This is a genomic window from Jeotgalibacillus sp. R-1-5s-1 (assembly GCF_004405105.1).
Classification (GTDB): Bacteria; Bacillota; Bacilli; order Bacillales; family Jeotgalibacillaceae; genus Jeotgalibacillus.
Map to the genome: position 1 here is coordinate 12,905 of NZ_SORW01000044.1, position 20,416 is coordinate 33,320.

Consider the following 20,416-nt stretch of genomic DNA (forward strand, 5'->3'; position numbering starts at 1 on the left):
GGAACGATTGAATCCGCGACTGAAACGAAACAAAAAAATGCTCAAACGAGTGAAAAACACCCTATAACCGTACAATCCGACCGCCCCCGCAAAAAAACTTCAAAACATCTGTAACCTATTTCAACCGTAAACCGTCTCATCCAATGTACGCCTGACATACACTAAACTGTAAAGATTTCGTAACCCACGAATGCTTCCGGCGTGCTATAATCCTTCTCGTATGCTTCAAACTAAAGGGTGCAAGTAAAATTTTTCTACTAAATGTGACAAAAAACGTGTAAACTTTATGTAAATGGGGTATACAACCCGAGTTGGATTCATTTTAAAAAGAGAAAGGTGGATCGTGAGGTAGGCAAACAGAGTAAGACAAAGCGCCAGGACTGCCCAGTGGAGCGGCAGTTGACGAGGAGAAGGAGCATCGACGATTCGGCGGATGCCTTCCGGCTGATGACTGCACAGCCGACAACCTGTGATCTGAAATCATAAAGGCGACTTTATGGACAAAGAAGCGGGGCTGCAGCACCAAAAAAACTTATAAAAGAGAAAAGGAGGGCCCGACCGTCCTCTATTCGGTCATGCCCTCCGGATCCATATTGGAGGAAAATTATTATGTGTGGAATTGTTGGATATATTGGATTAACAGACTCTAAAGAAATTTTACTTAAAGGTCTTGAGAAGCTTGAATACCGCGGTTATGACTCTGCCGGTATCGCAGTGAAAAACGAAGACGGCGTATCTGTTTTCAAGGAAAAAGGACGTATCGCAGATCTTCGCGCAATCGTAGATAACAGCGTAACAGCGAATATCGGAATCGGGCATACGCGCTGGGCAACACACGGTGAACCAAGCCAGGTCAACGCGCACCCTCACCAGAGTGCATCAGGCCGCTTTACGCTTGTACACAACGGCGTAATCGAGAACTACTCAGGTCTTAAGCGTGAGCACCTGTCAGCAGTTGAACTTCAGTCTGAAACAGACACAGAAGTCATCGTTCAGATGATCGAAACATTTGTAAACGAAGGTCTTGAAACAGAAGACGCATTCCGTAAAGCATTAAAAGAGCTGAAAGGTTCTTATGCGATCGCGCTTTTAGATAACCAGAACGAAGACACAATCTTTGTAGCGAAAAACAAGAGCCCATTACTTGTTGGACTTGGAGAAGACTTCAACGTTGTTGCATCTGATGCAATGGCAATGCTACAGGTAACAGACCAGTACGTTGAGCTTATGGACAAAGAAATGGTCATCGTGACAAAAGACAGCACAACAATCAAAACGCTTGAAGGCGAAGTCGTTGAGCGTGACGCGTACACAGCTGAAATCGATGCAAGCGACATCGAAAAAGGCACGTACCCTCACTACATGCTAAAAGAAATCGACGAGCAGCCAGCTGTCATGCGTAAAATCATCCAGGCCTACCAGAACGACAATGGTGAGCTGACAATCGAACAGTCAACACTTGACGCTGTCAACGCAGCTGACCGCATCTACATCATTGCCTGCGGAACAAGCTACCACGCAGGTCTTGTCGGAAAAGAATACCTTGAGAAAACAGCGAAGATCCCAACAGAAGTACACGTGGCAAGTGAGTTCGTCTATAACACACCACTGCTTTCTGAAAAGCCATTATTCATCTTTATTTCTCAAAGTGGAGAAACAGCAGACAGCCGTGCCGTACTCGTACACATCAAAGAGCTTGGCCACCCGGCACTGACACTGACTAACGTAGCAGGATCAACACTTTCACGTGAAGCCAACCACACGTTACTGCTGCACGCAGGTCCTGAAATCGCGGTAGCCTCAACAAAAGCCTACACAGCCCAAATCGCTGTCCTAGCGATCCTGGCTGAAGTAGCAGGAAAAGCAAAAGGCTTCGACCTGAAATTCGACCTGATCCAGGAGCTTGGCATCGTCGCAAACGCGATCCAGACCCTGACAGACGACAAGGAAGCATTCGAGCAAATCGCACGCGACTTCCTAAGCACAACACGCAACGCCTTCTTCATCGGACGCTCAATGGATTACCATGTCGTTCAAGAAGCAGCGCTAAAACTGAAAGAAATCTCTTACATCCAGGCAGAAGGCTTCGCAGGCGGCGAACTCAAGCACGGAACAATCGCTCTAATCGAAGACGGCACACCTGTCATTGCCTTAGCAACACAGGAAAACGTCAACCTGAGCATCCGCGGCAACGTCAAAGAAGTAGCAGCCCGCGGCGCCAACCCATGCGTCATCGCCATGAAAGGCCTTGAAGAAGAAGGAGACAGCTACGTCATCCCACACGTACACGAACTCCTGGCACCACTCGTATCAGTCGTGCCAACACAACTGATCGCCTACTACGCAGCCCTTCACAGAGACTGCGACGTAGATAAGCCACGTAACCTGGCGAAGAGTGTTACTGTAGAATAATCGGGAAAATCAACTGTTGTACCAGCAAAATATAGTTCTTCCTTAGCAAAATAAACTGTATTCTTGGTCAAATAAGACGTTCCCTAACACGAGGAAAATCGGAATCACCATCCGATTTTCCTCGTGTTTTTTGTTGGGTGAAAAAGCGAATTAGAGGACAAGTAATTCACCTGGAATATATGGAAATTCAGTAAAGATAAAGGTTTAAAAAAAGGGTCAGGGAAGGACTTGTTTTTCAGGTACACCTACGTTTAAACGAAATTGTTTAAGTATTTTCTTTATAGATAGAAATAATAAAAGAATTTTTTGATTATTCTATTAAAATTTGTAATTTTCAATATACTCATTATTTATTTTCTTCTCATGGCTTACAAAGCACACACTGTACCGAGCTCTAGTTAAAGCAACGTAATATGGTGATCTTGATTTAAAAAGTGAGTCCAGTTCCCCTGATTTTAAAAATTTATTTAATGGTCCATTACATAATATCAACACTCGATCAAACGTAAGACCTTTCGACTTTCTAAAATTCAATGGTAGACTATCCCCTTCAAACTTGGTTCTCTTATTATACCTTAATACTTGCGGATTATATTTTAAGATGTAGCTTTCAATACTTTCATTAGTAATATGGAACAACCCGTCATGACCAGTTATTTCTTGATTTAAAGATACTGTTCTAGGCATTTCAGGATAAAGCAAGTCTGCTAAATTACAAATTTTTTGATTGCTTCTATAGCATTCTGTTTTGTAACTTATTCTACAAAGACCTTCTTCTTCCCATTCTTTAAATAAACTGAAGATATGCTCGCCTTTTTTGCTCTTATTTCTGATTGCTTGGCTAGTGAAAAACACCGCTTGTCGATTATCACCCACAACTACAATTTCAATTTTCGACTTAAATAATTCCAATAGAAAATCTAAATCATAGCCAGCTAAATCTTGTACTTCATCAATCATAATTACATCGTACAAGCATTCTAACCTTGTAATAATGGCACCACGAGAAAGTCTATTGACTGCCATAATAAAATCGCACATTTTATCTGTATAAATGTATTTCCCATCTCTAAAATAATATTTTTCAACATTGCTTTTTTTAATGTACCTTGTGGATTGACCAGTAACAAATTCTATATTCTCAATTCTATTCTTATTATATAAAAAATTTTGATAAGGTCTTACAGCTTCACTTAGAAGAAATGAAAACCAGGTTTGAATTTTCACGTTGGGAGGTGTACATCCTAATTCTAGAAAAAACTTCTTTTTTATTTCTTCAGAATTTTCGATAGTAAATGTAGTAATCAAAATTCTCTTATCTGATATTTTTTTCGCCTCAGCAACTAGCTCACTTGTTTTTCCGGATCCGGCAGCAGCAATAACTACTTCATTATTATATTGCATTTGCTATATACTCCGGTATTTGAAGAATTTCTTCACTATCGAATAATTGCATTGCGCATTCGTTTTTTTTACTTGGACTAGTCATATACTTTATTAATTCTTCTTCGGTAGAGAAGTCAACTCCTAGTATTTTATTTAAAAACTCTACTCCATTTACTTTAACGAGCTGTGGCTCTAATGTTTGGTAATTTTCATCATCATCGAAATTAATATTGATACTAGGGTGATTTAAGTATTTATCCCCATATTTATTAGTTATATTCTTTTCAATATTTCCATCATTATCTGTAATGACAATAACAACTTTCAACAATTTATCTGCGATTTCTAGATATCGTTTAAAAGAAAGTCCTCTTATCGTAATTACATCAATTCCATCTTCGATGGGCAGTCGTCCATATTTTTGTATGTATGCTTTTTGAACAATCAATTCGTCCGACGGTCCTTCAACTAAAATAGCTTTTTCGCTTAATATTAGTCGAAGAGTATCGTAACCAGGAAGTTTTTTAAAGTAGTTATAAGTATCTTTCTCAAGGTCTTTCAAAGTCATTGTGTTTCCATCGTTCAGAAAAATGACATGATCTAAGCCCAATTTATTCAAAACATAAGTGCTGTGAGTAGTAATGAGTAATTGCCTTCCTTGACATTTATCGGAAATTTGTTTAACCAACCTGCTCATACTAGTATATGATAAATGTGTTTCAGGTTCTTCAATTAATATAACATGCATATCTTCCAAGTTAGTTTCTAAAGAGAGCTTTAATTTAATGGAATTTTGTTCACCTTTTCCAATCAAATTAAAAGGTATTTCGTCTAAATATGCTGTTAGATGACTCTCCCAGCCACTCTTTTGAGACACATCTAAGGATATACTCAAACCTTTATCTGATATCTCTCCTGTTTTACTTGATAAGCTGGTATTGATATCTTGGATGGCATTTATACTAGAGAAACTCTCTTTTAAATCTCTATAGTTTACATTCAGTGCTACTTTTTGTTTTAAATTCAGTGTATTACCAATAATATTGGAGATATATCTTTCTGTTCCATTCCAAGCTTTTCCTTCAGTAGCATCTATCAGTACGCAATTTACTGGATTACTTCGCAACGTCAATGGGGAAAAAGCAAATGAATACCATTTAACAGTATAATATTCGATAGGAATGTTGGTAATTTCATCTGGATTTTTGATGTATTCAATATATTCTTCTTTAAACTCTTCATCTAACTCTATAGATAGACTAATTCCCCAAGTATCTTCTCTTAATGAATTGTTTGTCCCTTTTAAATTAGCTACCACGTCATGTTCTTGAAAATAAACTTCTATTAAAATTTTTGGAGGTTCAATATTCTTTTTGTCCCGGAGAAGAGAAAGGTAAGTACTTACAGTTTTTCTGTTAAAAATATAAGGTGATAATTCATTATGAATGCTTCTTTTATTCAAGATTGCGGTGAGAGCTAAATTTATTGCTTCGAGTATTGTAGATTTTCCTTGTTCATTATCTCCAACAAGAATATTTATATCTTTGTCTACGTTTAAAGATAGAGATTCTATCGATTTGAAATTTTTAATAATTACTTTTTCAATCATTTTGAACGATCTCCTTTTTTGTGAAAAATATAGATATTTAATCTTATCGTTAAAGTTAAAGTTCATTGGTTAAGCAATATAGTTTTGAAAATAATAATCTTTTGTATTAAGTCGGTTTTAAACTGTTATACATATAATACTTAATAGATTTATACTTGTCTTATAATTCTAAAAATAGAATATTTCATATACATTTTATTCTATTGAGATTAAAAAAGCTTCTCTATACTCATATTTTTAACAAAAATTTATAATTATGAAGTTACAATATGTTAAGATTAGAGTACACATTTTTTGTCAGGGGGCCATAAAATGGATACATTAATACCAGAAAAAATAACAGAAACCACAACGGAAATTGTAAGTATCGAAAAACATATTGAACGTATTAAAGATCTGTTAGACAAAGAAACGGACAAAAAGCTTCAAGTGGTTCGCTTGTATCTTTTGATGCATCATGACGTTTCCGCTTCGATAGGAAGTGTAGAGGATTTAGCCAGCTATCTTCGTACAAACAGTGTAGAGACAGATCTTCTTATTGGAATTTTTGACGTTTTAGAACAAACGTTTTCAAGAGGCTATCCAAACTTTGTATATGAATATGAATTGAATAATGGCATAACTTTGACAAATCTTAAAGATAATATTGAAACCTGTCTGCCTTTTGAAGAGGAAAAGTCATATAATGATTCGTTTGTCTATGTTAAGCGTGCAGGGGAAGTTGTTGTTATTGATAATACCCTATTGAAAGTTCCTGTCATCTATGAAAAATACAAAGAAGAAATGGAATTTAGTGGTACAAAAGCACGTGGGGAGTTAGAAAGTAAAACTACCTTTGATGTTGTTTTTGATTCTGTTACTAATCTTTGTTACATACAATGTGGGGAGCGTAATCAATCACATGCAACACATAAAGTTTTTTTACAGAATATTATTAGAACATTTAAGATTTTTTCTTCTTTTTCTTTTAGTTCAAAAAAGAAAAAGACTCAGGTTGAAGGTGAATACCAACTCGATAAGCAAACAATAATTCTACTGGACTATATTGAAAATAGTATTAATCAAGAAGGGCACGAAATTAACGACTATTTAAGTGTTGCTTTCGCGAATAAAAATCAACAAAAAAAAGTACGTTCAGTTCGATTAAGCGGTAACAATCTTTTGGATAGTTATGAGGTCGGAGATCGTGTTAGGCTTGGGGACTTAATTAAGTCAGTACGCTTTCAATTGAGATTTAAGACTGGCGAAAACACGATTGAAATGGTAAATGTAACGATCGATTTTCAAGCTACGATTAAGTTTCAATACTCTAATCTAAACAATACTTTAAATATTTGCGATATAAATAGACATCTTATTAAAACTTTAAACAACTCTTTGAATAAAACTTATAGCGAGCAACAAGTTGATGCAAATATTAAAGAAATAATTGCCAGAGCTAAAGTGCGTGATTCCGCATTTTTAATAAGTGTCTTAGGGAAAGTAAAAGATGATATCAATCAGATGACTCTTTCTAAAACAGAAAAGACAAAAGTATTGGATGTGATCAATAGTTACTTAATAGAGGGGTGATACACTGTGAAGTATAGTGATGGTTGTTATTTATTCCGTACGGAATATTGCTATTGCTCCAATATTGATGTGCAAATGAAGAACATCACTTTTCGATCTATATTTAGTAAAAGAGCTGGTGGGTTTGACTGCTATTCCTTTTCTTATTACGAGACGGAGCAGTATTCCTTAGACTTTGATGAAGCAGCAATTTGGATAGATAAAGATAAAAACATTTTAATAGTCTTTACTCGCAATGAAAAGCTGCTGGATTACATGATTTTATACATGATGACAGAACTCGGTATTCATTGCAAACCCTTGAATGTTGGAATTCACTCATTTGTTTTGCAAGATGGAAAAGGTGTCCTCACAAGTATATATAAGCAGACTAGTACGAATAAAGTGACTACCTCCCTGATGCGAACTGATACGGAAAGAATTAATTTGATTGAAAAACTAATAGTTGGTGATTTTAATGAAAGAATCTTTGAAAGAAATTTTTGTTATCCTGAGAGATCAACTCATTTTAGCTAATGAAACCGTAGAATATACTAGCTGGCTCACGGCTAGTATTTTTTCTGTTTTGGGTGTATTTACTATTTTTTTGTCTCACCAATATCAGAACCATACATCCGAACTTAAAAAACTGATTTGGAAAATGAGAAACAATATCAAAAAAAATGATCCAATTGAGTTTGAACAGAATGTAGTGGACTTTGAGTATTTTAGCAAAACACCAAAAGTGTTGAAGAAGGCTGTGCAAACAAGCTTTATCGTTTTATGGGTATTAATACCCATATGGACTATCTCGGGATTTTCTACATTATTTTTTATTTTAGAAAAAGAAGGTCCAATACATTATTTTTCTTTAATTTTAACTATCGTCGTTACAAGTTTATTCATTTTCTTTTCGATGAGATTGGCAATAATTTTAAGTAGTCTTAGTGACACAGAAGAAGGAATCGAAATTTTAACTGTAAAGGAACTATTTAATGCGAAAAATTTAGTGGCGAAGAATTTTGATCTCCCAAAATTACTGATTCTAAATAATACTACTTGGAGTTTTTTAATTTCAGGAGACGCCCCATATGCAAAAGTAAAAATCGAAAGCGCGTACGGTATTTATAACTGTTCTATCCTCTTGGTGATTAAATCCATTGGTCATGAGGTTTATATAAGTGTTCCTATTTCTCCACCAACAAACGAAACGTTAACAAGTGAGTTGCAAATAAATCTAGAAGAGCAAAAAAGAATAAATTTACAGAGATTTTTTAACGAATCTGAAATAAATCAAATGAACGTCTCTCAAGTTTTATTGATAGAAGATACCTACTATTATTTTAAAGGGCAAATTGCTATAAAAGAAAATCTAATTACTACAAGTCTCCTTGAAACAAGAAAAAAATTCGACATACCTACGGTAATCAAAAAAGATTTTGAAAATAATATTCATATTTTAGATATTAATAAATCATTTTAAATGTTGGATACAGTATTTAAATTACAATAGATTTATGAAACACTGGGAGGTAGATTTTGTTTCATTTAAAATTTGAAAAATTGCTGAATAATTGCAGTCACAAGACTGATCTAGTGTTGCCCTATGATCTAACAACATCATCAACATTTGGACATTTTGAATAACAAAAAATCCTGATGGGCTAAAGAATAGGCTCATCAGGATTTTTTTATGTGACTTATCTGGTCATTAAGATATGCCAACACTTTTTAAATATTATAGTCCGAAAAGATCTTTTTCTTTCGAGAGTTCCAATTCTTGACCTCTTTGATAAAAAAACTGGAGTTCGTAGGTTTCATTGGATTTTTTTTATGTTCCAGAGTATATCGTATAAGCAGCTAGAGGTCTCAAATCCTTTAAGGAGTGATTTTAATTCTTTGAGTCGCTTAGTTTTATTTGAGAACTAAAAATGTGGATTTTGGAAATAAACCTGGATCGTGTGCTGGTGTCTAAAAATAAACCAAAAGAATTGACGCATGAAGTAATAATGATAGCTCTAGATTGGTCTTATGATAGGGCAATTAATGGAGGAATACTAGGTATGGATACAGCAACAGAGTTAGCTGATAGTTACTTGAAGAAAAAGGACACACTTTATGAAAAGGTAAAGAGTCTAATCCGTTGGCAGAATACTAAAAGTGCTACTGGTTGTTGCTATCGCACATGTAGGTGGATATGATCTGAAAGATGATCAAGTTAAGTCGTTTGTATACGTGTGTTTAGCGGGAACCGGCGCAAAAGATATTCTTAAAAGCACAGGTATTTAAATAAAAAAAAATCTTGCGATTATTGGAATTAAGAAGATTCTATTTGAAGTGATTAAAAAAATCAATCAGGCAGTAGGATTCCGGATGCTAACAAAGTTCGGAGAGAAAGGAGTTATCAATCTCGGAAAGATGGTCCCTGTAGCAGGAGGAGTGATCGGGGGCACTGATGTGCTTTCTATATACCGATTTCATTCATCCCCTTAATATTATTTAACAATTCAAAAAATACTATATTGACGTAGTCATGAGATTGGTTTTCTTAATCTTATATAAAATAGAAAATCATATAAATAAATCTTTATTTTTCATATAATACCTAATAATGTAAAGTTAGTGTGGGAGGTGATATAAATGGATTATGCTTTAGTAAAAGAGCAAGGAGTAACTTTTGCAGTCGTTGTTGTTAAGAGCCACGCCTTAAATAATGTTCACAGCAGAGATGACTTGAAAATGAGTTATCAGCCATATTTCCCAGGTGCTCACATTATTCTAATGGCTCAAAATTCTCGTGGAGTTCCTCAGTATTATGGTAAAACAGATATTGTGAATTTTCTTTCGAGAATTGACCACCGTCGTTTACCGTGGAAGCGTAAGAATATTTAATTGCCTCAGGCTCTCCAATAGTGATTCCTTTTGGAGAGCAATTTAATAGCATTTTTAAACACTTTAAAATCAACTTGAAATCCACTTTTCAATATATTTTCACTTGAATTCATCTTACATACCCCTTCATTTTATGGAACACCGGCACGTAGACCTTGTTTCACCCGATTCTCGAAAGATTGCTGACTAAAGCCATAAGATTAAACCGTTAGATACGGGGACGTGTGTTGTGAATAATCAAACAGTTGATTCACAACACACGTCCCCGATTTTTATATTTTAGGTGCTTCTAAACCACCCGCCTAACCCCAACCTGTCCATCCAGAAATATCTCCTCCAAAGAAGGCTCATCAACTTCCACACGATAGATATCGATCTTGCACTGGTTAAAGGCGCGGATGATGTCTGCGATTTTTTTCTCCTGGTTAACGGTGATGATGATGTGCTGCTCCTTTATTTCGAGGTTGTCGCCGACGTTGGTGAGCCATTGTGTGAGCTGGGTCATGTCTGATATTGGGATGTTTCCGTGTTTGATTTTGACGAGAATGGTTGATTGGTAATAGGATCTGAGTTCGTCCATGGATCCGGTTTTGATGATTTGGCCGTCTTTCATGATGGCGATTCTCGTGCATAGTTTTTCGACTTCGTCCAGGTTGTGGGAGGTCATGAAGATGGTTTTGCCTTCATGATGCAGCTCACGTATGAGGTGCTGGATGTGAATGACGGATTCAGCATCCAGTCCTGATGTTGGTTCGTCGAGAAAGATGAGCTCAGGGTTATGGATGATGGCTTGTGCGATGCCGAGCTTCTTTTTCATACCGAATGAGAATTTACCGGTTTTCTTATGGGCATCTTTTTCAAGGCCGACTTTTTTCAGGATGGATAGGCATGTTTCTTTTGATGCTTTGTTTCCTGACAGTTCGGATAAGAATCTTAAGTAGCCCATGGCGGTCATGGATCCGTCAAAGCTGCTGTAGTCCGGCATAACGCCAATCCGGGATTTGATTTTGTCATCCGGACCGTTGATACCAAGCAGTGAAAAGGAGCCGGCACTTGGACGGATAATGCCTGTCAGCATATTGATTAACGTTGATTTACCTGCACCATTGTGGCCAAGAAATCCGAAGATCTCTCCTTTTTCAACAGTCAGATTGATCCCCTTTACAACCGGCACACTGCCGTACTTTTTAAATAGTTGTCTTGTCTCAATCGCAGTCATTAACATTCTCTCCTTTTGAATACAACATAAGCTAAAGCTAACCATACAGCGGAAAGAAGCAGGATGATTGGAAATGTAACATCACTCTCCAGGTAATAAAGCGGATTAACAAACTTTAACCAGCTCACCCACGGGTTATTTGAAAAGGTTACCCAGAATCCTACAACAGGGAACGCTAGGCCGACGATGATGCCGAGAAACATCGTAAAGCCCGGCTTTGGGATGAGAACGGATAGCATAACGGTTAAAGCGATTTGATAAAATAATAAGCTCATGACTTGCAGAAAGCTCAGCCAGTCCAGCTGTTGAGAAAAAGCAAAGACAATGGAAAAAGATACGGTGACACATAAGAGCCAGAATAGAAATACGCCGAAAAATTTTCCTAAGACGATGGATAACCTGGACGTTCTGGTCACTAGAAATCGCATCGTCCGGTCATGTGTTTCCCGGTTGATCACATCATGTGATAGCCCCATGACAAACAGCTGTCCGAAAACCAGTAACAACATTAGCAGCCCTGCGTAATGAATTCTCTCGGTTTCACTCGCGGTGAATTCTTCAAGTGATAGAAGAAGATTTGAAAATTTTGCGGAATAATACGCTGTGATCAGCATGATGGCAATGATGATAATCGATTTAACCCCTTTAACTAATCGTAGAAACTCTCTTTTACTAATGGCGAACATTGGTCATTTTCCTCCCGTATTGCATATGATTTTTACTGACAACTTCACTTTACAGGGGCTTCCTTAACGCCTTACAATCTGTACCTTAATTCTACCTTAATTCCTATTTTTCCAAGTTAATAATTGGTATGATGATGCTATACATCATACCAGAACAGGAGATTCAACCATGCAGGACGCCAAGATTTTGATTGTTGATGATGAAGTGTCCATCAGCCAGATGCTTGTCACGATTTTAAAGAAAGAACAATTTACTTATATTGATACAGCTTCAACAGCTGCCGAAGCATTGGCACGTTGCCGGAGTAAAAAGTATGACCTGATTTTACTCGATGTCATGCTGCCGGATCGGACCGGGTTTGAGATTTGTCCGCTTATCAGGGAAACAACCGATGCACCGATTTTCTTCCTGACCGCGAGATCCACTGATTTAGACAAGCTATCAGGTTTTGCGTTAGGGGCAGACGATTACATTACCAAGCCGTTTAATCCTCTTGAAGTCGTAGCCCGTGTAAAAGCGCATTTAAAAAGGAAAAGCGGCTTTTCGTCAGAGCAGCCATCCACCTTTTACGAGTTTGGTCCGCTCTCAGTCAATACGTTAGCAGGCGCTGTAAAGGTAAAGGGGAAACCAGTTGATTTACCTGCACAGGTTTATCAGCTATTGATCTTTTTCTGCCAGCATCCGAACCAGTTATTCAGTAAAAATCAATTGTATGAGCAGGTGTGGGGAGAGGCATTCCTGGGTGAGGACAACACCGTGATGGTTCATATTAGAAAGCTCCGTGAAAAAATCGAAGAGCACCCAAGTAAGCCGGAATTCATTGTGACAGTGCGCGGGCTTGGCTATAAATTTGTCCCGAAGGAATCAGTGAGATGAACATACATAAACGATTTGTTATACAAATGTTTCTTCAGGTGCTGCTGATTTTTTCCCTGATTACTGCACTGATCGTGTTTTCCTTCGCCATTCTTGGCTTTATGATCGGGGACGAGGAGCTCAAAAGCGACTTAGCCAGTGCGGAAGGGTACTTTATTTCAGAAAATATTTCGATGGATGGCGACACGGTGATTTTTGATGAAAGTCTGAGAGAGCTCGTTGACCATCAGCAGGGCTGGCTCATGGTGGTGTCGGTGGATGGGGAAGTGCTTGGAGATTATCTGGCGCCGGAAAGCATCATGGCTGATATTAACAGCCACAAGTTCTCCGGTTCACTTTTACAGGACGAGAAACTGGATTATACGTATTGGCCACTCAATGAGACAGCGTCAGACTCACCGCTTGTTGTGTTTGGCAGAGAGAAGACCGAATCCATCCTTCTGGAAAGAGTGAGGCAGGAAACGGATTGGGTGTCCGGTCGACTAGACTTAAGGAACGAAACCATCCGTTTAGCAGAGGAGAATGGGGGATGGGTCCAGCTCATTGATCAATCAGGTAATGTGATTGATCAGCATCACGCAGATAATGAACCGGCAACCTATGCAATCAACCAAATTCTAGCCATCAATCAAGCTGAGATGGGACCAACCCGAACGTACTTCGACGAGGCGACGAACCAGACCCTATTAGTCAGCGTTGAAAATAAGCAACCTGCCACACTTGCAGAGCAATCCGTAAGTCCCATTGAAAACAGCATCGTCTTGATCTTTATTCTCTTATTTCTCATCTTGCTAGGCAGCACGTTCTGGTACGCACACAAATTCGGCAGCCCATTACTGCAAATGATGAAATGGATTAACCAACTAAGCAATGGTCACTATGCTGAACCGGTCAACCATATTCAGGAGCCCATTCTTTATAAAAAAGACGGGAAACTGAAGAAAAAGTACAGATTATATAAGGATCTGATTATCAATCTGTCCCATTTAGCTAAAGCATTAAAAGACAATGAGGCGCAGCGGGAGAAAATCAAATCCACCCGCGAAGAGTGGATCAGCGGCATCTCACACGACCTGAAAACACCACTAGCTTCCATAACAGGTTACGCAAAAATGATGGAGGCACCGGAATACGCCTGGACTGGAGAAGAGACAAGAGAATTTGCAGGTACGATCAGCAATAAAGCCACATACATGGAGCATTTGCTAGAGGATCTGACCCTCACCTACCGGATAAAAAATGGCGCACTACCAATCACCCCTGAACAAACCGATATCAATGAATTTTTAAAAAGAACCGTCATCAGCTTTATGAACAACCCGGACTACAGCAGCAAACATCTTCAGTATCACCCGGAGAACATGCATGTTAAGGCAAAAGTCGACCCTAAGTGGTTTCAGAGAATCATGAACAACCTGATTGAAAATGCACACAAATATAACCCTGACGGCACAACGATTACGATCACACTATCGACCATCGAACAGCACCTGATCCAAATTACAGTCGCTGACAACGGAATCGGCATGGACCAAACAACCACCAGCCAACTCTTCAACCGCTACTTCCGCGGCACCAACACAAGCGACTCCGGAAGCGGCACCGGCCTCGGAATGGCCATCACCAAACAACTGATCCAGCTGCACAAAGGATCAATTAATGTGAAAAGTATGCCTGGTGAAGGGACGGTGTTTCGGATACTGCTGCCGGTGGAGTGATTCGTGGGGACGTATGTTTTGAATCATTAGGGATGCGACGGAGTCATTGGAACGTATATCGTGAATCATTCGTACATCTAAGGATTCACGATATAAGCCTCCTGATTTTTGGAGCATATAAATTCTTACAAAAACTGAACAATAACCAAAACAGCCACAACAATCACAGGCATTAAAATACTTAGGTTGCGGTTCAGTTTTAGCTGCTGCATCTGCAATTCATGGTTACTTTGTAGTGACGATTTTAAAGATTGGCTAGAGGTATCGAGATGATCAATCTTTCTTTGTAAATCAACAATAGAATTGTTTGCCGTAGATACTGCGGCCGACATAGAGACGATCTGTTGTTCAAGGAGACTGCTTCTTGATTGCAGCTCTTTTACTTCATTATTTACTGTAGCGTTATTAGATTTTAATGACTCCAGTTCTATTTTTAAATAATCCGCAGTACCTTGAAATGACGTAGCTACAGTAGAGTTGAGTTCTTTAAATCGGTCGTTATTCTTTATAAGCTGTTGTTCCAGCTCTATTGTTTTTTCTTCAAAATTCGATTGGATTTTTTCTAGTGTAATTGTAGTTTCTTTTACTCCTTCTAATTGCTGCTTCAATAGAATTTGTTGATTTTCAATATCCTTGAGGTAATTCGAAGCTTTTTTAACGTTTTTTATTTCATTTCCCAGCTCTTGAACATAGTTATCAAGTGCATCAATACTTTCTAACTCTCCCATGGGTATACCTCCCTTATTCTTAATTCTTTCATCTTCATATAAGTATCCTTAACCATTTCTCCATATGAAAACTTGTCTTTAAATGACTGGTAAATCAACTTTTTATCATTCTTAGAGGGAAATCCATTACCAATTAAAAATTGACTCAATATTGCTTTGCTATCTGAAGTAAGAAAATCATTAGCCACATCTAGAATTGATAAAAGAATTTCTCGACGCAGGTTCTCTTCTAATTTTGAAATGTACTGAATAGATTGGATTAAGCGGTCGCTTGATTCCTGAATTATTTTTTCATCACTGATCAAAGCTCTTATGCCTTCAATAAGATTCAGAGCAGGATCGTTTTTATAACTTTCAAGAAATCGGCTAGTGATGATTGATACATTTTTCAATTCTGCTTTTGACTTTGGAACCGTTTTGTCGTTCGTTTCAACATAATAAATTTTCCACCAATTATTTATGTTTTGGGGGATAGCTACTGTTTTTTCTAGTAAATATACATCATCATTCCGTTTGAAATACGTTTCCAGTTTAGATTGGAAATCATCCGAATCGGTGAATTCAGAAATATAATTAAACATATTTTTTAAAGACTGCTTTCTTGTGTAGATAACATTATCGTTATACCACCTCAATAAAATGAAAATCAGTTTGTAGAGTGGGGAATAAATATCACTTTCATATACATCTTTATAAGGCTTTAATTCTGGTTGTTGGAATAGATTAGCTTGTGAAAATGTAGAATCATATTTGTGAATATGTTTGAATAAAAGCTCCTTGATCTGGTCCTCATCGTAATCGTTCATTTCAACAATAATTTTTTTTGTTTTCCAGTTGATTGTCCAATCTTCCACCAGGCCAAGCAATGAAAGTTTGTAAATGATTTTCTCATTCTTTTCATTTAAAGTAACTTCTTGTATTTTTCTTCCTGAAAGATATTGATTATAAAATCCCTCAATGATTTTGGACTCTACTTCCACATTCATTAAGCCCTGTTTCATTAAATAAAAAATACTATTTAAATCACCTTTAATTTCACCAATCGTTTTTTCAATATGATCTACATTTGTATCAAGACCAAACAATATGTTTTTTTGATCGTCAGTCAGCTGGTCTCGGGTAAATAAAACATAACAATCAGATTCAGTGCGGTCTCTGCCGGCACGTCCTGCCTCCTGGTAATACGACTCCAAAGATGAAGGAATACCATAATGAATCACCTTTCTGATATCGGGTTTATCAATTCCCATTCCAAATGCTTTTGTAGCGACCAATACGTCTATTTCGTTTTTCATAAATGCGGATTGAGTTTGTTCTTTATAAACAGAATAGTCAATACCAAAGTCTTTAGGTTTCTTTCCGCTGTAAAAAGCCGTTTTTACTCCTACCTGATTAGCTAATTGATTGCTCAATTTGTAGCATCCATGTGGACCATTGACATTTAAGGTGAATATAAGAGTTGGAAAAGATTTGATATCATCCTCTGCAGGTTTAATTAATTCAGCCAACGTATTCGGCCGTTCGAACCTATTTGTTTCGATCACATGAAACTTAAGTTCTTTTCTTGTGAAATTGGTGATTGTCTTAACATTTTTGCTATCAATGTTTAATTCATTCCTGATATCTTGTAAAACCTTTGAAGAGGCTGTTGCAGTGAGTGCTAAGAATGTTGAGGTTGGGCAAAAACGCTTGATTGTTTTAGATAGTGCTAAATAAGATGTTCTAAAATCATGCCCCCACTCTGATAAACAATGAGCTTCGTCAATAACTGCATAAGCAATTTGTTTTTTTGCCTGAATCATCTGAAGCCGGTTTCTGAACTCTTCTTGTTGAAAGCGTTCAGGTGAAATAACTAAAAATAAATACTGTCCTTCAGTATAAGCATTTAAAATATCTGATTGATCTTGAGATCCCAAGTCAGAATTAATGTATTCAATACAATCAACAAAATATTTTTCTTTTAAATTTAGTACCTGATCTACCATTAATGATTTTATTGGTGCTACAACGAAACTGATAGATGGCTGGAGGAAGGTGCAAATTTGATATGTTAATGATTTTCCACCTCCAGTCGGCAACAGACCAACGGTGTCATTACCGTTAAGTGTATTAGAGATGATCTCTAGTTGTCCCTCGTTAAAAGAAGAAAATCCGTAAAGAGTATTTAAAATATATTCAAGAATCGGCTGGTGAGTATTCAGGTCGATGTTATATTTTACGATCTCTGTTGATTTAATGAATCGATAATTCTTCTCTCCAAAATAATCCTCTCTGATATAAATACAGTTCTCATCGGTTATGGAATCATCCCAGTATTCTCCTACCACATTATCAATACATATAAAATCTTCACGGGGATCAGTTTCTATCTGTATGTTAGGTATTTCTATTTCTCTATTAAATAAACCGCCTATAACGTTTAACCACGTGTTCAAATCACTTAAAGCCAGCTTTAATGACTGAATCTGGTCTGGATTTAGCACTGAAAATTGCCAGATTGGGCACTCGAAGTCCAGGTGGTTTCTATTTATTAATTCTATAACTGCTTGCTGATAACGATAGATTTCTGTTAGTTGAGTATGTAAAGCATAGGAAGAGGAATCTTTAAGAAATTCTTCATATAATTTGATTTCATGTTCATAATCACGATATTTTTTTCGCAGAGTATTAAGTAATTGAGCATAATCCTTTGATTTAATTTGAGCTGTAGAAACTCTAAAAACGTCAATTCCGTGTTTTTTGAAAAAATTATCTCTTACACGATCTAGCTTTTTTTGCTCCGAATCCTTGTGAGAATGACCATCTACTTCGATTACTAATTTGAATAGAGGACTATAGAAATCCACTTCCTGCTTATCGAAGTGGTCATTTTTAATAATCTGATTGATGGGACATTCAGCAATAAATAGCTTAGCTAAGAACTTTTTTTGCTTGAAGATCTCTTGCAAATCCTCGAAAAAGGTCAGTGCAGGGTATAATTGATTCTCACTGTCTCCTTTTATCCGCTGACTCCAGTCATTCATATTCGCACCCATGATGCGAACCTCGTCCTGATTCTTAAGGTAAGACCAGTTTAAATTCAATTTCTCACGAAGAAAAGGTGAAGCAACTGTTGGATTACCTCGGGATATCAGGTTTTGTATGATAGATATAATGATTTTCAAAGATGAATCCGCATTTTCTACATGCCTTTGATCGGGTAAATTTTTAATCACGAAATGATTATTAGTACGTGTATAACCTGAGCTATAATATTTCATAGTAGCACCCTGTTCCGTAAAATAATGTATTTGTTATACATTATACTAATTTTTTGATTCAAAAAGACTAAAATGTATGAAATGAGTGAAATTATTATGGTGATTTTGGGGGATGGAGAGTAATTGAGGAGTAAACGATTATGTTGATTCAAACGAAAAAATGTTAATGGGGAAAAATGTAAAATAGTTAAAGGGATATAAACCGCTTTGTTAATCTACAGTAGAGGTAGCGAAGAAGGATTCGCCTGGACGTATATTTCGAATCATTAGAGCCACGAATGATTCATCATATACGTCCTCGTGTTTCACCAGTGTTTCAAACAATAAGAATAAATAATTTAAATGGAGAATTACTATATGAAAAATAGCCTACTAAAAAGCATTCAATTAGTTTATTCTGATCTTCCCATTGAAGACTATTATGTTAATGAAATTGGACAGAATAACGATGTCTTGATTGTAAACAATTCATTGGTTTTTAGATTTCCGAAATATAAAAATGGAATCACTCAATTAAAAAGAGAAACAAGAATTTTAAACTATATTAAAGATACCGTCTCTACTCCTGTTCCAATTCCTATTTATCAGTCTTTTGCAGATTTAGAGCCAGGTAAGGTTTTTACCGGATATCATCTTATAGATGGAGTCCCTTTATGGAGAGAAAGTTTGGATGGCATTAAGAGTGTTGAATTAGTTAGTGTAATAGCAGCTCAACTTGTTTCATTTCTTAAGGAACTTCACTCTATAACAGAGGACAAAGCAAGTAAAGGTTTGAATTTAAAGGCTCGCCATCCACGAGAACAAATGCATAGCTTGCATAATAAGATTCAAAGTAAACTATTTCCTTATATCAGAAAAAGCGCTCAAGAAGAAATCTCACACTCTTTTGAAACGGCCCTAAATGGGAAAGCTTTTTCAAATTTAGATAATACCCTTATACACGGAGATTTCGGAGCTGCCAATATCTTATGGAATCCGGAAACAAACAGGATATCAGGGGTCATTGATTTTGGTGGTTCTGGCATAGGAGACCCTGCGTATGATTTCGCCGGAATACTCTCCAGCTATGGTGAAGACTTTTTTAATATGTGTATGAATCTATATCCCAACGGTGAAGAAATATCAGAACGAGTTAGATTTTATAAAAGTACATTCGCTCTACAGGAAGCATTGCATGGAGTGGAGAATGATGACAAACAGGCTTTTGAAAATGGAATTAAAAATTATAGATAGAATGAAACACCGGGACGTATACTGTGAATCATTAGACTTTCGAATGATTCTCAATATACGTCCCTTTATTTAGAAATGGTTTTATATGGATTAGTTTATAATTTATACATAAAAATAATCACTTATTATGCTTGTGAAGAGATATAATTAATTATAAGAAAAAGGAGGCGGAATATTATGAAAAACATATGTCATTTAGTGCTATTCATGCCCATACTTTTATTAATTGCGTGCTCTTCAGATGCAGTTTCATCAAGTAGCAATACTATAATTGACGAAAAAACCCCTGATGAGGTCGCGAGCGTTGAGCCAAACGAAGGTGACTTTGTGATAACTTTCGGATCTGATTCAATGGATCGAGGAGATCATGATTATTATAAAGAAAATGAATTAGTAGTGAAGGAAGGAGTCGAAATTGAGCGAGGAAAAGTTGTTTACTATCATACTCCAGAGATTGCTATAGAGGCTAATCCTAATCTCCCAGAACAAAACGTTGCCCGAATAGTGGGTTTACCTGGTGAAGAAATTGAAATAAAAGAAGGTAATGTTTATATAAATGGCGCAAAACTTGAAGCTTTTTATTCAGAAGCTTTAGTTCGTGGTTCAAATGAGGACGAATATTTCGATTCAATATCAGATGAAAATCTGGTCAATAGAGAATTCTTTGAAGAATATTTCTCAATGAATACCAAAAAAACGAAGGTGGGGGAAAATGAAGTATACTTACTCGTTGATCACTGGTGGAGAGGTACAGACAGTATAGATTTTGGTCCAATCGAAAAAGACCAGATCATTGGGGAAATATTAGGGTATAGCAAATGATTTGTGGGGACGCATATTGTGAA

15 protein-coding genes are annotated in these 20,416 nt (G+C 36.8%); 9 read left to right on the plus strand and 6 right to left on the minus strand.

Features of this window, described 5'->3' with window-relative positions:
* The first annotated feature begins 609 nt into the window (after positions 1-609).
* Positions 610-2,412: a glutamine--fructose-6-phosphate transaminase (isomerizing) gene (gene glmS, locus E2491_RS12755; protein WP_134376008.1), complete on the plus strand. Its 1,803-nt coding sequence runs from the start codon at positions 610-612 to the stop codon at positions 2,410-2,412.
* A 318-nt stretch (positions 2,413-2,730) separates the two neighbouring features.
* Here the strand turns inward: glmS and E2491_RS12760 are convergent, their stop codons facing one another.
* Together E2491_RS12760 and E2491_RS12765 are read right to left on the minus strand one after the other, a co-directional pair.
* Positions 2,731-3,816 carry a UvrD-helicase domain-containing protein gene (locus tag E2491_RS12760; protein WP_134376009.1) on the minus strand — a complete coding sequence of 362 codons (1,086 nt, stop codon included), beginning with the start codon at positions 3,814-3,816 and terminating at the stop codon, positions 2,731-2,733.
* Complete coding sequence (locus tag E2491_RS12765) at positions 3,806-5,407, minus strand: ATP-dependent nuclease (protein ID WP_134376010.1); 1,602 nt, start codon at positions 5,405-5,407, stop codon at positions 3,806-3,808. The genes E2491_RS12760 and E2491_RS12765 overlap by 11 nt, the downstream gene beginning before the upstream one ends.
* Positions 5,408-5,719: 312 nt before the next feature.
* On the opposite strand from E2491_RS12765, the gene E2491_RS12770 reads away from it, so the two are divergent.
* The 4 genes from E2491_RS12770 (at position 5,720) to E2491_RS12790 (ending at position 9,850) form a co-directional block, all read left to right on the plus strand.
* Positions 5,720-6,979, plus strand: coding sequence for a hypothetical protein (locus E2491_RS12770; RefSeq protein ID WP_134376011.1), 1,260 nt, complete (start codon positions 5,720-5,722; stop codon positions 6,977-6,979).
* 6 nt (positions 6,980-6,985) lie between these two features.
* Entirely contained in the window at positions 6,986-7,495 is a 510-nt protein-coding gene (locus E2491_RS12775) for a hypothetical protein (RefSeq protein ID WP_134376012.1), read from the plus strand.
* Positions 7,437-8,441: a hypothetical protein gene (locus E2491_RS12780; RefSeq protein WP_134376013.1), complete on the plus strand. Its 1,005-nt coding sequence runs from the start codon at positions 7,437-7,439 to the stop codon at positions 8,439-8,441. The genes E2491_RS12775 and E2491_RS12780 overlap by 59 nt, the downstream gene beginning before the upstream one ends.
* 1,157 nt (positions 8,442-9,598) lie before the next feature.
* On the plus strand, positions 9,599-9,850 hold the full coding sequence (locus E2491_RS12790) for a hypothetical protein (RefSeq protein WP_134376014.1): 252 nt from the start codon (positions 9,599-9,601) through the stop codon (positions 9,848-9,850).
* 289 nt (positions 9,851-10,139) lie between these two features.
* Here E2491_RS12790 and E2491_RS12795 read toward each other — a convergent pair whose 3' ends face one another.
* Positions 10,140-11,069: an ABC transporter ATP-binding protein gene (locus tag E2491_RS12795; protein WP_134376015.1), complete on the minus strand. Its 930-nt coding sequence runs from the start codon at positions 11,067-11,069 to the stop codon at positions 10,140-10,142.
* The gene (locus E2491_RS12800) at positions 11,069-11,755 is read right to left on the minus strand and encodes an ABC transporter permease subunit (protein ID WP_134376016.1); all 687 of its coding nucleotides are present in this window, start codon (positions 11,753-11,755) and stop codon (positions 11,069-11,071) included. Before E2491_RS12800 ends, E2491_RS12795 begins: the two co-directional genes overlap by 1 nt.
* A gap of 169 nt (positions 11,756-11,924) precedes the next feature.
* On the opposite strand from E2491_RS12800, the gene E2491_RS12805 reads away from it, so the two are divergent.
* Together E2491_RS12805 and E2491_RS12810 are read left to right on the plus strand one after the other, a co-directional pair.
* Positions 11,925-12,632 (plus strand): response regulator transcription factor, encoded by a 708-nt coding sequence (locus tag E2491_RS12805; RefSeq protein ID WP_134376017.1) that lies wholly within the window; start codon positions 11,925-11,927, stop codon positions 12,630-12,632.
* Positions 12,629-14,350 carry a sensor histidine kinase gene (locus E2491_RS12810; protein ID WP_134376018.1) on the plus strand — a complete coding sequence of 574 codons (1,722 nt, stop codon included), beginning with the start codon at positions 12,629-12,631 and terminating at the stop codon, positions 14,348-14,350. Before E2491_RS12805 ends, E2491_RS12810 begins: the two co-directional genes overlap by 4 nt.
* 125 nt (positions 14,351-14,475) lie before the next feature.
* Here the strand turns inward: E2491_RS12810 and E2491_RS12815 are convergent, their stop codons facing one another.
* Both E2491_RS12815 and E2491_RS12820 read right to left on the minus strand, forming a co-directional pair.
* The gene (locus E2491_RS12815; RefSeq protein WP_134376019.1) at positions 14,476-15,078 is read right to left on the minus strand and encodes a hypothetical protein; all 603 of its coding nucleotides are present in this window, start codon (positions 15,076-15,078) and stop codon (positions 14,476-14,478) included.
* Positions 15,066-18,338, minus strand: coding sequence for a RecQ family ATP-dependent DNA helicase (locus tag E2491_RS12820; protein WP_134376020.1), 3,273 nt, complete (start codon positions 18,336-18,338; stop codon positions 15,066-15,068). The genes E2491_RS12815 and E2491_RS12820 overlap by 13 nt, the downstream gene beginning before the upstream one ends.
* A 357-nt stretch (positions 18,339-18,695) precedes the next feature.
* On the opposite strand from E2491_RS12820, the gene E2491_RS12825 reads away from it, so the two are divergent.
* Together E2491_RS12825 and lepB are read left to right on the plus strand one after the other, a co-directional pair.
* Complete coding sequence (locus E2491_RS12825) at positions 18,696-19,571, plus strand: phosphotransferase family protein (protein ID WP_134376021.1); 876 nt, start codon at positions 18,696-18,698, stop codon at positions 19,569-19,571.
* Between the two features lie 177 nt (positions 19,572-19,748).
* Positions 19,749-20,393, plus strand: coding sequence for a signal peptidase I (gene lepB / locus E2491_RS12830; protein WP_134376022.1), 645 nt, complete (start codon positions 19,749-19,751; stop codon positions 20,391-20,393).
* Positions 20,394-20,416 lie beyond the last annotated feature (23 nt).